Origin of the sequence: Gordonia sp. PvP123, from assembly GCF_040547295.1 — a bacterium.
Lineage (GTDB): Bacteria > Actinomycetota > Actinomycetes > Mycobacteriales > Mycobacteriaceae > Gordonia > Gordonia terrae.
This window is the reverse complement of sequence record NZ_JBEPPN010000010.1, coordinates 174,421-188,074: the sequence shown is the minus strand read 5'-3', so window position 1 is coordinate 188,074 and position 13,654 is coordinate 174,421. Positions and strand designations below refer to the sequence as shown.

The following is a 13,654-nucleotide window of genomic DNA, read 5'->3' as shown; positions in this document are numbered from 1 at the left end:
CACCTGGCGGTCACCACCTGCTGGGCACTATCTGTCGGGCAACCACATGAAGGGCTGAGATCTCCAGTGGCAATCGTTGTGTGCGGCTCCATCGCAACCGATCATCTGATGAAGTTCCCGGGCAAGTTCTCCGAGCAGCTGCTCGGCGACCACCTCGAACACATCTCCCTCAGCTTCCTCGTGGAGGACCTCGTCGTCCGGCGCGGTGGGGTCGGCGGCAACATCTGCTACGCGATGGGTCAGCTCGGCGGCGCTCCGGTCCTGGTCGGGGCCGTCGGGTCCGACTTCACCGAGTATCGCCAGTGGCTCGAGTCCAACGGAGTCGACTGCCGCGGTGTCCGCGTGTCGGAGTCCCATCACACCGCGCGGTTCATGTGCACGACCGACGAGACGATGGCCCAGCTGGCCACCTTCTACGCCGGTGCGATGAGCGAGAGCCGCGACATCGCCCTCGCCGAGGTGATCGCCGAGGTCGGCACGCCCGACCTCGTCCTCATCGGTGCCGACGACCCGGCCGGGATGATCCGCCACACCGAGGAGTGCCGAACAGCGGGTATCCCGTTCGCCGCGGACCCGTCGCAGCAGCTGGCCCGCCTCGACGGCGAGCAGACGCGCACCCTCATCGACGGCGCCGCCTACCTGTTCACCAACGAATACGAGTGGGGTCTCCTCCGTCAGAAGGCCGGGTTGTCCGAGGCGCAGGTCGCCGAGATGGTCGGGGTCCGGGTCACGACGCTCGGCAAGGACGGCGTGGAGATCGTCGACCGCGACGGCACCCGCATCCATGTGTCCGTCGTGCCGGAGACCGCGAAGGTCGACCCGACCGGCGTCGGCGACGGATTCCGGGCCGGGTTCCTGTCCGCGCTGTCCAAGGGACTCGGTTTCGAGCGCGCCGCGCAGGTCGGGTCGATGGTCGCGGTGCTCGTGCTCGAGACCGTCTCGACACAGGACTGGGCCTGGGACTCGGACTCGGCTCTCGCCCGGATCGAAGGCGCGTACGGCGCCGAGGCCGCCGCGGAGATCAAGGCGGCGTTCGCCGGCTGAAGTCCGGTCTGCCCGGGGTGGTGACGCGTCTGACGTTGCCACCCCCGCCCCGGCGTGAGACGTTGGAACGGAGTCCCGATCGAGGACTCCCGGACGAGGGGTGCTGTACCCGGTGTGCGACAAGACGGCCCGTGGGAGGTCGTCATGTCATGGCTCGTTCTCGTCGTGTCGGGTGTGTTCGAAGCAGTGTGGGCCACCGCGTTGGGTCGGTCGGAGGGCTTCACGAAACCGGGGCCGACGGGCTTGTTCCTCGTCGCGCTCGCCATCAGTATGGCCGGACTGGCCTATGCGATGCGCGACTTGCCCGTGGGCACCGCCTACGCCGTGTGGGTGGGCATCGGGGCTTCGCTCACCGTGGTCTACGCCATGCTCACCGGTGGGCAGCCGGTGTCGGTGTTGCGGGTGTTCTTCCTGCTGATGATCGTCGGCGGGGTCATCGGTCTGAAGCTCGCGAACTGAGTGCACGACCGTCGAAGCCGCCCCGGAAATGGGCCCTGCGTGGCGAAGTCGGTGACGTATCGTGGTCGACTGCGCTGTGGCCGGCGATTTCCGGGGCGGGTTGTGTTGCCGGAGAACGACTCTCGGACTAGACCCGCACCGGATAGGTGTGGTCGATGATCTCCGGGACGATCGTGCCCTCGACGAAGATGCCGTGCCAGACCATGAACATCAGGACCGTCCAGAGCCGGCGGCTGTTGTCCACCACGCCTTCTCGATGCTCGTCGAGCATCGCGACCACCGCGTCCTTGGCGAAGATGTGATCGGTCTGGGAGTGCGTGATGGTCTCGTGCGCCCAGTCGTACATCTCGGTGCCGGCAAGCCAATGCCGGATCGGAACCGGGAAGCCGAGCTTCTTGCGGTGCAGGACGTGCGCCGGGACGATCTGCTCCAGTGCCTTGCGCAGCGCGTATTTCGTTGTGCCGTGGGCGATCTTCTCGTCATGGGGGAGGCCCTCGGCGATCGCGAACACCTCCGGGTCGAGGAACGGCACCCGCAACTCGAGGGAGTTGGCCATCGTGATCTTGTCCGCCTTGACGAGGATGTCGCCGCGCAGCCAGGTGAACAGATCCAGATGCTGCATGCGGGCCACCGGATCCCACCCCTCGCTCATCGCGTAGATCGGGGCGGTGACGTCGGTGTGGGTCCATTCGGGGCGGTAGTCGCGCAGGACCGCGCGTAGTCGCGCGTCGTCGAAGCTGCGGGCGTTGCCGTAATAGCGCTCCTCGAGTGTGAGCGAACCGCGGTGCAGCAGGCTCTTGCCGCGCGTTCCCTCCGGGATCCGGTCGGAGATCTTCCCCGCCGCGCGACGCAGCGGCCGCGGCAGCCGATCGAAGGCGGCCAGGGACAACGGCTCCTTGTAGATCGTGTATCCGCCGAACAATTCGTCGGCGCCCTCGCCGGAGAGCACGACCTTGACGTGCTTACGTGCCTCGGCTGCCACGAAGTACAGCGGGACGAGCGCGGGGTCGGCGACCGGGTCGTCGAGGTACCAGACGATCGAGGGGATCGCCTCGATGAACTCCGACGGTCCGACGACCTTCACCACGTGGCGAGCGCCGATCGCCGCCGCCGACTCGGCGGCGACGTCGACCTCCGAATAACCCTCGCGCTCGAAGCCGGTGGTGAAGGTGATGAGGTCCGGGTTGTGCCGGATCGCCAGCGCGGCGATCGCCGTCGAGTCGATACCGCCGGACAGGAACGACCCGACCGTCACATCGGCCCGCATGTGCTTGGCGACCGAGTCGGCGAGTACGTCGGCGATCTCGTCGTAGCGCTTCTGCCGGGTGGCGTCGGTGACCGGACGGACGCCGAACTGGGGAGTGAAATAGCGCCGGATCGACAGGGGACTGCCCGGTGTCGCGGTGGCATGGCAGCCCGACTCCAGTCGCCGGATCGAGGCGTGGATCGTCTCGGGTTCCGGGACGTACTGCAGCACCGTGTAGTGCTCGATCGCGCGGGGATCGAGTTCCGTCGACAACCCGATGCGTTCGATCAGTTCGAGCAGACTCTTCTTCTCGCTGCCGAAGACGAGCCCGCCGGGGCCCGATGCCACGAACAGAGGCTTGATGCCGAACGGGTCACGGGCGAGGAAGAGCGAGCGGTTCTCGGTGTCCCAGATCGCGAACGCGAACATGCCGCGCAGCCGCCGGACCGCGTCGGGTCCCCAGTGATGGAAGGCCGCGACGATCGCCTCGCTGTCGCCCTCGGTGCGGAACAGCGCGCCCTCGTCCCGGGCGAGCTCGGCCCGGATCTCGAGGTAGTTGTAGATCTCCCCGTTGAACACCAGCGCATACCGATCGGGATTCTCCGGCGGACCCCAGCGCAGGGGCTGATGCGAGTGCTCGATGTCGATGATCGAGAGCCGATTGAAGCCGAACACGATGTCGTCGTCGTGCCAGGTGCCGGGTTCATCGGGTCCGCGATGCCGCATGCAGTGCGAGGCCACCGCCACCGGATCGACGACCTCGGCGGCCGTTCCGTCGGATGTCAGCAGGCCGAGCAGACCACACACGTCTCGTTCTCTCCATTCGGTAGCCAGTCCAGGCGCGGGTTCCGACGCGGCGTCGGACCGCGTCCGAGTATGCCTGAAGCGGCCGGTCGTGTTCCGACACGGCGGGGTCGGGTGACGCACGTGGCCGGGACGTCGTCACCGGGTCGCCGACATCGGTACGAGGCGGAAACCACGGGGACACGACCGGATCGCGCCCCGATTCCGACAGCTTCCGCGGGTTGGTCTACGCTGCGTAGTACTAGGTGCAAGAATTGCTGTGTGTCCACGGCAAGACCTTGCCCCGTGCAGGTCATGTGGCATGCACTCACCTCGGCGCGAGGGCGCCGGTGAGCGAGCAGGAAGGCGTGAAATTGGCACACGGTGGACGGCCCCGAGCGAGGCGTGTCTCATCAGCGTCGCGGACGATGAAGCGACTGGCATTCGTCGCCACTCTCGGCCTCGGCGCACTGCTGATGTCGGGTTGCGACGCCAGTGAGGCGATGCGTTTCGGTTGGCCCGAGGGCGTCACGCCCGATGGCAAAGAGATGGTCGATCTGTGGACCTGGTCGGTCATTGCAGCGCTCGTCATGGGCATCCTGGTGTGGGCGCTGATCTTCTGGACGATCACCTTCCACCGTGCGAACGACGCGAAGAAGGGCGTGTTCCCGCGCCAGACCGCGTACAACGTGCCGCTCGAGCTCACCTACACGGCGATCCCGTTCGTCATCATCGCGGTGCTCTTCTACTTCACGGTCATCGTGCAGAACAACGTCGAGAGCAAGAACGACGACTCGAAGGTCGTCGTCGATGTGACCGCGTTCCAGTGGAACTGGAAGTTCGGCTACAATCAGGTCGAGTTCTCCGACGGCACGACCTACAACGGTTTCGAGCAGAACGGCAACCCGTTCGAGGTCCAGGCCCAGACCGGTAGTGGCGCCGAGACCGAACACGCCGGCAGCGACGAGGGTGGCGAGCACGGCGAGCTCCCGGGTCCCGCCGGTGGCCGTGACGACGACATCCGCGATTACCTGAAGTTCGACAAGATCGAGACGGTCGGCTCGTCGTCGGAGATCCCGGTGCTGGTCCTGCCGACCGGTAAGCGCATCGAGTTCAACATCGCCTCGGCCGACGTCATCCACTCGTTCTGGGTGCCGGAGTTCCTGTTCAAGCGCGACGTCTTCCCGTTCCCGGAGCAGAACGCGACCGACCCGGTCTTCCAGATCAAGTCGATCGACCGGACCGGCGCCTTCGTCGGCCGCTGCGCCGAGATGTGCGGCACGTACCACTCGATGATGAACTTCGAGGTCCGCGCGGTCGCCCCCGAGGACTTCGACAGCTACATCCGCTTCCGTGAGGCGAATCCCGGTGCCACCAACGCCGAGGCTCTCGCGGCGATCTGCCAGGCCCCGGAATCGGTGACCACGGTGCCGTTCGACACCCGACGGGCCACCGACGGAACCGTCGGCGCAACCGGTGACCCGGACAACCCGACCCTCGCCAACTGCACCAAGAAAGTGAGCTGACGATGAAGATCGAGGCACGCCTCTTCGAGATGCTGACCGCCTTCTTCTTTCTGACGGGCGTCGCGTACACCCTGTTCACCGCTTTCACCAGCAAGGGCATCGAGTGGGTTGGCGTCGTCGGCCTGTTCTTCGCGGCCGGCCTGACGCTCATCGCGGGCACCTTCTTCCGCTTCGTCGCCCGACGCGTCGAGATCCGCCCGGAGGACTACGAAGACGCCGAGATCGAGGACGGCGCCGGCGAGCTGGGCTTCTTCAGCCCGCACTCGTGGTGGCCCATCCTGATCGCGCTCGGCGCCTCGATCTTCGCGGTCGGCTTCGCCACCGGCAACTTCTGGCTGTCGATCTTCGCGGCGGTGGTCATCATGGGTACGGCCGCCGGACTCGTCTTCGAGTACCACGTCGGTCCCGAGAAGCACTGAGCCGCCGCGGTATACGCGGTCGACGAACACATTCGAGAGCGCCCCACCGGATTCCGGTGGGGCGCTCTCGTGTCGCCGGTGTGTCCCGCCCGCAACGCTCGGGCGGGCCACCCCGATCGGAGCTCAGGGCCGCCTGGGGGCGACGGGCCGGAACACCTTGAGGGCGCGGTAGTCGACCCGGAAGTCGGCGTGGGAGTACGAATCCTCGACCTCGCCGTCATGCGACACGGCGACGGGACCGTCGACCGCGGTGAACCGGAACTCGGGCACCTGCATCTCGTGGTAGAGGTGCGAACGTTCGAGGCGTCCGACGGCGAGTGAGCCGAGCAGCCGTAGGGTCGCCCAGCGGTGACCGGTCTCGAGGATGCGCACGTCGAGGAGACCGTCGTCGAGTCGGACACGACGGGTCGGCAGGAATCCGGTCGGCTGGTAGATGGAGTTGCCGACGAGGAACAGGGACGCGTCGAGCACCCGTCCCTCCACCTCGATGCGTACGTGCGGATCCTTGCGGAGGACATGGAGTACGGCGGCCGCGGTCGCGAGAGGACGGCTGATCCGACGCTGTAGGCGCCGGCGGACGCGGACGAAGTCGGGGTGCGCGCCGATGCTCGCCGTGTTCAGGATCAGTCGGGAATCGTTGAGCCACACCGCATCGACACGTGACGCCGACCCGGAACGGACCGCCTCGATGGTGGCCTCCACCGTGCCGCAACCGATGTCGCGGGCGAAGTGGTTGAAGGTGCCCGCGGGGAACACCGCGAGCGGGATGTCGGCGGCGAGTGCCGGCCCGGCGGCGCACGCCACGGTGCCGTCGCCACCCGCCACCCCGAGGATCGTGGCGCGCGTCGCGACGTCGGCGAACACGGCCGCCATGTCGTCGGTCTCGTCGAGCTCGATGATCTCGGCGGCCGGCAGTCGGCGGCGGATCTGCTCGAGGACCCGACGCCCACGGCCATCCGCGGAACCCGGATTCACGACGACGACCAGACCCACGCCGTCCGGGTTGCGGTCCGCGTCGACGACCGACGGGGCGGCCAGGGACAGCGACGGTTCGGTGATGGGCGGTACGACGCGCGCACCGATGGTCGCGATCGCGGCGCCGATGCCGAGCCCGGCGAGCACATCACCGGGGTAGTGGGCCCCGGTGGCCACCCGGGACAAGCCGACCAGCCCGGCCAGTGCGGACAGCAGGAGACCCGCCGGCGGGTTCTCGACGGCAACACCGACGGCGAACGCCGCAGCGCTGGCCGAGTGACCCGAGGGCAGGGAATTCGACGTCGGGCGCCGGCGGCCGCGTCGTGGCACCGGGATGAGCCCGTGGGCCGGACGCGAGCGGCGACGCACACGTTTGGCGCCCTGGTTGGTCACCAGGCTTGTCACGGCGAGCGAGACGATGCCGCGCGCGGCACCGCGCTGCAGCGACGGACGTCCGGACACGGCGAGCCCGGCCGCGATGGCCATCCACAGCTTGGAGTGGTCGGCCGCCCGGGTGAGCGCCGGCATCGTCACGTCGAGAAGCGGGCTCGGTGAGCGGGCGATCGAATCGTAGATCTCGGCGTCGAGAGTGCCCATCCCACGGGTGATCTGGGACAGACCGGAACTTCGGGGCGGTCGGTGCATGGGGTCCACCGTGCCACATCGACGAACGGTGCCGGGCGCTGACGCGGGGGAGGGGAGTGGTTCGACCCGGAAACGCACCGCGGGCCGTCGTGCACCCGATGGTGCTCGACGGCCCGCGGTGGGTCGTGTGTGGAACTTCTCGCGTGGCTACTCGCCGAAGGGGTTGCCGCCCTTGGCCTGTAGCTCGCGGAGAGCCTTGCGTTCGCCTGCCTCGATCTCGTGCTCGAGTTCGACGTTGCGCAGCTGCTCCTCCAGCGGATCGGCCGTGAGGATCGAACCGGTACCCGGTGCGCCCGCGGAACCGAGCTTGTTCATCCGCTTCGGCAGCGCCGCACCCTCGTAGGGGAGCGGGATCGGGTGGCCGTGGCTGTCGACCGGGCCGAGCGGCTGGTGGACCTCGATGTACTCACCCTGCGGGAGACGCTTGATGATGCCGGTCTCGATGCCGTGTGCCAGGACCTCGCGGTCGCTGCGCTGCAACGAGAGCGCCCAACGGTAGGTGATGAAGTACACCAGCGGCGGCAGGATGATCAGGCCGATGCGTCCGATCCAGGTCGTCGCGTTGAGCGAGATGTGGAACTTGAACGCGATGATGTCGTTCATACACGCGATCGTCAGCAGGATGTAGAACGAGACCGCCATGGCGCCGATCGCAGTCCGCACCGGTGCGTCACGAGGACGCTGCAGCAGGTTGTGGTGCGCATCGTCGCCGGTGAGCTTCTTCTCGATCCACGGGTAGGCGAACATCAGGCCGAAGATGATCGTCATGATCAGCACGACCCAGTTCGACATCGGCACCGTGTAATTGCCCAGGTAGAGCTCCCACGCCGGGAACAGACGTATCAGGCCGTCGGTCCACATCATGTAGATGTCGGGCTGCGAACCCGCGGAGACCTGTGCCGGGTTGTACGGACCGATGTTCCAGACCGGGTTGATCTGGAAGATGCCCGACATGATCGCGAGCACGCCGGTGACGAAGGCGAACATCGCGCCGGCCTTGGCCGCGAACACCGGCATGATCCGGACACCGACGACGTTCTTCTCGGTGCGGCCGGGGCCGGGGAACTGCGTGTGCTTCTGGTACCAGACGAGCGCGAGGTGCGCACCGATCAGCGCCAGGATGATGCCCGGGAAGAGCAGGATGTGCAGCACGTAGAGGCGCGGGATGATGATCACGCCGGGGAAGTCGCCGCCGAACAGCGCCCAGTGAATCCAGGTGCCGACCACCGGGATACCGAGGACGATGCCACTCATCGCGGCGCGGACGCCGGTGCCCGAGAGCAGGTCGTCGGGGAGCGAGTAGCCGAAGAAGCCCTCGAACATCGCCAGGATCAGCAGGAGGCAGCCGATGATCCAGTTGGCCTCACGCGGACGGCGGAACGCACCGGTGAAGAAGATGCGCAGCATGTGCACGATGATCGACGCCGCGAACAACAGTGCGGCCCAGTGGTGGATCTGACGGACGAACAGGCCACCGCGCACCTCGAACGAGATGTTCAGCGTTGTCTCGTACGCCTTGGTCATCATCACGCCGTTGAGCGGCTGGTAGGCGCCGTCGTAGACCACGCGCGTCATCGACGGATCGAAGAACAGCGACAGGTAGACACCGGAGACCAGCAGGATGATGAAGCTGTACAGCGCGATCTCACCCAGCATGAACGACCAGTGGGTGGGGAAGACCTTGTTGATCTGGCGACGCATACCCGCGGCCAGGTGATACCGCGAGTCGACTTCTTCGGCTTGAGTGCCGAGGCGTTCGGCGATGCTCATGACTTACGCTCCCAGAATGCCGGTCCTACGGGCTCGATGAAGTCGCCTGCGGCAACGAGGTAACCCTCATTGTTCACCGTGATCGGCAGCTGTGCCAGGGCACGGGCGGCCGGTCCGAAGATGGGCTTGGCGTACTCGAGTGCGTCGAACTGCGACTGATGGCAGGGACACAGGATGCGGTTGCTCCGCTGCTCGTAGAGCGAGGCGGGGCAGCCGAGGTGGCTGCACACCTTGGTGTAGGCGAAGTAGTCACCGTAGTTGAAGCTCTCCTGACCCTTGCGCTTGACGGCACGGGCCGCGTCCTCGGGACGCAGACGGATGAGCATGACGGGGTTGCGGACCTGGTGCAGGCCCTCCTCCAGCAGGTGGCGGGAGTGCTCGGACTCGCCGAACCCGTCCGAACGACGCCAGGGGAACACGGTCTCCATACCGCCTGCGTCGAGATCTTCCGGCCGGACCAGGGCGACCTGGAACGGATTGCCGGTGTCGCGCCGCAGGTAGATGGTCTCGTTGGGAGCTTCCGGCGGGTTGTAGATCGGCGACCATCCCGAGTGCCACAGCGGCGAGTCGGCACCCTCGGCCCACGGGTTCTTGATGAAACCGCCGAGGAAGGCGACGAGTCCGGTCAGCGCGAACGCACCGAGACCGAACCCGGCCGAGCCGATGATCATCTTGCGGCGACCGAGGGTCGAGGTGGTGCCGGTGTCCTGCAGCAGGCCGACGATCGTCTTCTTGTCGACCTCGGCCGATCCACCGTCGTGACGGTCCTGGACCGAGATCTCCGCCGGGATGAACTTTTTGGTGATGAGGATCATCGCGACGCCGATGGCGAACACCGAGAGGCCGAACGTCACACCGAGGAGCGGCGTGTTGAACGTGTACCACCAGTAGTTCGGGTCATCGGGGAGCGCGAACTCCCAGTGGTTGAACAGGAAGATGCCGAGGCAGGCCAGGGCGGAGACGCCGGCGATGGTGAACCAGATGGCCACCTGACGCTCGGCGCGCTTCTCGACCCGGGTACCGGGCACGGTGTAACGCTCGGACCGGTGGATGATCTCGACGCCGTCGAGATTGGTGCCGAGTTTGACGAGCTCGTCGGTGCTCATCTGGTCGAGTTCGTCCCGCGACGGGACATCCTTGTCGTTCGCGCTCATGCTCGAGATCCCATCCACATGGCGCCTGCGACGATGGCGATGACGCCGACGAACCACATGACCATGCCTTCACTGACCGGGCCGAAACCGCCGAGTCCGAGTCCGCCGCTGGGCTTCGCCTCGGTCGCGTATTTGACGTAGGCGATCACGTCCCTTTTCTCTTCCGGATCCAACTGACGGTTCGAGAACTTGGGCATGTTCTGCGGACCGGTCAGCATCGCCGTGTAGATCTGTGCCTCGTTGACCCCGTCGAGGTTCGGCGCGAACTTGCCCGAGGACAGCGCTCCGCCGCGCCCGGTGAAGTTGTGGCACGACGCGCAGTTCAGGCGGAACAGTTCGCTGCCCCGGCCGATGCTGTCGCCGCGCAGGGACTCCTGCGCGACCGAGCCGTCGGCGTTGCGCGGGACCTGCGGTCCGCCGCCCTCGGCCTGGATGAAGGCGCCGAGCTGGTCGATCTGCTCGGTCGTGAACTTCGCGGGCTTGCGCTGGGCCTGCGCCTCGCCGCGAGCCGCGGGCATACGTCCGGTCGAGACCTGGAAGTAGACGGCGGCGTCACCGACGCCGAGCAGCGCGGGACCACGATCGGGCACACCCTGGAGGTTGGCGCCGTGGCAGGTGATGCACGAGGTCTCGTAGAGCTTCTGACCGTCGTCGATCATCGCGGCGTTGCTCTCGTCGGCGACCGCGACCTGGGGGTCGGGGGTCAGGACCGAGGCGAGGACGCCTGCCATGACGAGACCGGCCAGCAGCACGATGGTGCCGGTGGCGCGCCGACGGAGCTTGCGTCGTGTCTTGGCGCGGCGGCCGGCGTCGCGTGCAGAGGAGCGTCGGGCCGAGGCATCGGGTCCGACCTCGGTGCCGCTATCCGACGGACGCGGTGGAGATGAACTCATCTGTGACTCTCTACTAAGCGGGACGGGCTGTTGTTCTAGAGCGAGGTCGCCGATGTCATCGGATGAAGTAGATCGTGACGAAGAGTCCGATCCACACGATGTCGACGAAGTGCCAGTAGTAAGAGACAACGATTGCGGCGGTTGCCTGCGCCGGCGTGAACTTCGACAGCTTGGTCCGGATGAGCAGGTAGACGAACGCGATCAGACCACCGATGACGTGGAGGCCGTGGAAGCCGGTCGTCATGTAGAAGACCGAGCCATAGGCGTCTGACGCGAGGGTCGTGCCGTGCTCGACCAGGTGGTAGTACTCGTACGCCTGACCGCAGACGAAGAACGTGCCCATTGCCAGGGTGATGACGTACCAGCGGCGGAGGCCGAAGACGTCGCCGCGTTCGGCAGCGAAGACACCCATCTGGCAGGTCACCGAGGAGAGGATCAGCACCGTCGTCACCGGGATGGCGAGGGCGAGATTCAGCTCGGTCGGCGGCGGCGGCCAGCCGACCGCCGAGTTGGCACGGGCGACGAAATACATCGCGAAGAGGCCAGCGAAGAACATGAGCTCACTGGACAGCCACACAATCGTGCCGACGCTGACCATGTTGGGCCGGTTCAGCGAGTGCACGCGCGAGGTGATGGCTGTTCCTGAGGTACCTACAGCGCTTGTCACAAGTGAAGTATGACGGTTCGTAGTAAGCGGTGGCCACCCGGGTCGGAAATTGCCTCCGAGTAATTCTCCCGGTGCAGGTCCGCGCCGGTATCGGCCGGCCGTCGGCGTGTCCTGGAGGCGCCTGGCGCGGGCCCGGCTCGCTACCGTGTGTTCATGTCGAGTTCGACCTCACCCGGCCCCCGCGATCTCAACGGCCGTGTGGTCGAGCAGAGCCGCTTGGCCCGTCTCCGTGCGCGCCTTCGCCCGCGTGCCGAGGCGGGACCGCTGACACTGGACCAACGGGTGGAGGTGGTGGCGAGTTCCGATGACGATGCGATCGCGAGTTCGGTCGCCCTCGACGCGTCGTCGTGGCGGGCGGACGAGGAGGTCATCCTGCGCCATCACGTCGAGGTGCCGCCCGAGCGGCGGTCCGAGGCGGCGGCCGTCGCCGCCTTAGACGGCTACGAGTCGGTCGAGGACGAGCGCTGGGGGCCGAGACCGGCGGCGCGCGAGGACGGACTGGTCGTCCTGGTCCTGGCGCGGGTCCAGTTGCTCGACGCCATGCATCTGTCGCAAGAACGATCCCGCATGGCCAGCCTCGGCTCGCGGCACGGCGGATTCGTGCGCGAGTGGGCCGTCCTCCAGCGTCCGTCCGGCTGAGCAGACACTAGGCTTTCTCCTCGTGAGTACCGCACAGTCCGACTTCAGCTGGCCGCAGATCCTCGGCAAGATCGTCGATCGCCTCGACCTGAGCGCGGACGAGGCCGCGTGGGCGATGAACGAGATCATGACCGACAGCGCGACCGGCGCTCAGGTCGCCGCCTTCGGCGTCGGCGTGAAGATGAAGGGGGCGGCGCCCGCGGAGCTCCTCGGATTGTCGCGGGCGATGCTCGATCACGCGACGCTCGTGGACGTCAGCCGGCCGGCGGTCGATGTGGTCGGCACCGGCGGTGACCGGTCGCACACGGTGAACATCTCGACGATGACGTCGATCGTCATCGCCGCCTCGGGGGTCGCGGTGGTCAAGCACGGCAACCGGGCGGCGTCGTCGAAGAGCGGCGGTGCCGACGTGCTCGAGGCGCTGGGCGTGAACATCTCCCTCGACGCCGCGGCGGTCGCCCGATGTGTCGACGAACTGGGGATCGGGTTCTGCTTCGCGCCCGTGTTCCATCCCGCGTTCCGGTTCACCGGCCCCCCGCGCAAGGAGATCGGCATCCCGACCGTCTTCAACGTGCTGGGGCCGCTGACCAACCCCGCGACACCGTCGCGCGGGCTCATCGGTTGCGCATTCGCCGACCTGGCCCCGGTCCTGGCCCGGGCCTTCGCCGAGCGCGGCGGCTCCGCGCTGGTGGTCCGCGGCGACGACGGTCTCGACGAACTGACGACCACCACCACGTCGACGGTGTGGCAGGTCATCGCGGGGCAGGTCAACGAACTCAGCGTGGATCCCACCGATCTGGGCATCGCGCGCGTTGAGCTGTCGTCTCTGCAGGGCGGTGACGCGACGGTCAATGCCGCGATCGCGCGCGAGCTCCTGGCCGGGACCACCGGTCCGGTCCGCGACGCGGTGCTGCTGAATTCGGCCGGGGCCATCGTCGCCTTCGAACAGGACGCACCCATGACCTCGGCGGAACTGACCGACGCGCTGGGCGCGGCGAAGGGCCGCGCCGCGGAGGCGATCGACAACGGTGCTGCCGCGGACCTGCTGCAGCGGTGGGCCGATCTCAGCGGTCAGCTCGCGGCACACGCCTGACGACTGCAGGGCCCTCATCACCTGACGTGCTGGTGAGTCAGTTCTCGCCGATGGAGAATCCGCCTTCGACGTCGGAGCTGGAGTAGCTGCGGAAGGCGATGTGGGTGGCGCTCTTGAGCACGCCCGGGAGCCGGTTGATCTCGCCGGTGACGACCGTCGCGATCTGCTCGTGGTCGCGCACCCGGATCTTCGCGATCAGGTCGACATCGCCCGCGCAGGAGTACACCTCTTCGACCCCGGGGATGTCGGCGACGGCCTGTGCCGTCTCCGGGATGCGGTGGATGTCGGCCTGGATGAGGACGATGGCAGTGATCATGCCGTCAGCCTAGTGGTGTGTCCCG

13 protein-coding genes and 1 riboswitch are annotated in these 13,654 nt (G+C 67.1%); of the genes, 6 read left to right on the top strand and 7 right to left on the bottom strand.

The window, feature by feature from the left end; all coding sequences use genetic code 11:
* Positions 1-66 precede the first annotated feature (66 nt).
* Both ABIC25_RS20070 and ABIC25_RS20065 read left to right on the top strand, forming a co-directional pair.
* Complete coding sequence (locus ABIC25_RS20070) at positions 67-1,044, top strand: carbohydrate kinase family protein (RefSeq protein ID WP_197505607.1); 978 nt, start codon at positions 67-69, stop codon at positions 1,042-1,044.
* Between the two features lie 67 nt (positions 1,045-1,111).
* Positions 1,112-1,178: riboswitch (guanidine-III (ykkC-III) riboswitch) on the top strand.
* A gap of 10 nt (positions 1,179-1,188) precedes the next feature.
* Complete coding sequence (locus tag ABIC25_RS20065) at positions 1,189-1,503, top strand: DMT family transporter (RefSeq protein WP_004022919.1); 315 nt, start codon at positions 1,189-1,191, stop codon at positions 1,501-1,503.
* 127 nt (positions 1,504-1,630) lie between these two features.
* Here the strand turns inward: ABIC25_RS20065 and asnB are convergent, their stop codons facing one another.
* A complete protein-coding gene (asnB, locus tag ABIC25_RS20060; RefSeq protein WP_354562852.1) occupies positions 1,631-3,556 on the bottom strand; it encodes an asparagine synthase (glutamine-hydrolyzing) in 1,926 nt (641 codons plus the stop codon).
* Positions 3,557-3,960: 404 nt separating this feature from the next.
* Here asnB and ctaC point away from each other — a divergent pair, with 404 nt between their 5' ends.
* Positions 3,961-5,058 (top strand): aa3-type cytochrome oxidase subunit II, encoded by a 1,098-nt coding sequence (gene ctaC / locus ABIC25_RS20055; RefSeq protein WP_004022917.1) that lies wholly within the window; start codon positions 3,961-3,963, stop codon positions 5,056-5,058.
* Between the two features lie 2 nt (positions 5,059-5,060).
* Entirely contained in the window at positions 5,061-5,477 is a 417-nt protein-coding gene (locus tag ABIC25_RS20050) for a cytochrome c oxidase subunit 4 (RefSeq protein ID WP_101819434.1), read from the top strand.
* A gap of 123 nt (positions 5,478-5,600) precedes the next feature.
* Here ABIC25_RS20050 and ABIC25_RS20045 read toward each other — a convergent pair whose 3' ends face one another.
* From ABIC25_RS20045 to ctaE, 5 genes are all read right to left on the bottom strand, one after another.
* Positions 5,601-7,097 (bottom strand): bifunctional phosphatase PAP2/diacylglycerol kinase family protein, encoded by a 1,497-nt coding sequence (locus ABIC25_RS20045; RefSeq protein ID WP_435529106.1) that lies wholly within the window; start codon positions 7,095-7,097, stop codon positions 5,601-5,603.
* A 147-nt stretch (positions 7,098-7,244) separates the two neighbouring features.
* Positions 7,245-8,867, bottom strand: a complete 1,623-nt coding sequence (gene qcrB, locus ABIC25_RS20040; RefSeq protein WP_004022914.1) for a cytochrome bc1 complex cytochrome b subunit — start codon at positions 8,865-8,867, stop codon at positions 7,245-7,247.
* Positions 8,864-10,021: a cytochrome bc1 complex Rieske iron-sulfur subunit gene (qcrA, locus tag ABIC25_RS20035; RefSeq protein WP_004022913.1), complete on the bottom strand. Its 1,158-nt coding sequence runs from the start codon at positions 10,019-10,021 to the stop codon at positions 8,864-8,866. The genes qcrB and qcrA overlap by 4 nt, the downstream gene beginning before the upstream one ends.
* Positions 10,018-10,914 (bottom strand): cytochrome bc1 complex diheme cytochrome c subunit, encoded by an 897-nt coding sequence (gene qcrC, locus ABIC25_RS20030; RefSeq protein WP_004022912.1) that lies wholly within the window; start codon positions 10,912-10,914, stop codon positions 10,018-10,020. The genes qcrA and qcrC overlap by 4 nt, the downstream gene beginning before the upstream one ends.
* A gap of 55 nt (positions 10,915-10,969) precedes the next feature.
* Positions 10,970-11,581 carry an aa3-type cytochrome oxidase subunit III gene (gene ctaE, locus ABIC25_RS20025; protein ID WP_081487040.1) on the bottom strand — a complete coding sequence of 204 codons (612 nt, stop codon included), beginning with the start codon at positions 11,579-11,581 and terminating at the stop codon, positions 10,970-10,972.
* Between the two features lie 153 nt (positions 11,582-11,734).
* On the opposite strand from ctaE, the gene ABIC25_RS20020 reads away from it, so the two are divergent.
* Both ABIC25_RS20020 and trpD read left to right on the top strand, forming a co-directional pair.
* Positions 11,735-12,220, top strand: coding sequence for a hypothetical protein (locus ABIC25_RS20020; RefSeq protein ID WP_354562850.1), 486 nt, complete (start codon positions 11,735-11,737; stop codon positions 12,218-12,220).
* Positions 12,221-12,242: 22 nt separating this feature from the next.
* Positions 12,243-13,313, top strand: a complete 1,071-nt coding sequence (gene trpD, locus ABIC25_RS20015; protein ID WP_004022909.1) for an anthranilate phosphoribosyltransferase — start codon at positions 12,243-12,245, stop codon at positions 13,311-13,313.
* Between the two features lie 37 nt (positions 13,314-13,350).
* Here the strand turns inward: trpD and ABIC25_RS20010 are convergent, their stop codons facing one another.
* The gene (locus tag ABIC25_RS20010; RefSeq protein ID WP_004022908.1) at positions 13,351-13,629 is read right to left on the bottom strand and encodes an Lrp/AsnC family transcriptional regulator; all 279 of its coding nucleotides are present in this window, start codon (positions 13,627-13,629) and stop codon (positions 13,351-13,353) included.
* Between the last annotated feature and the right edge of the window lie 25 nt (positions 13,630-13,654).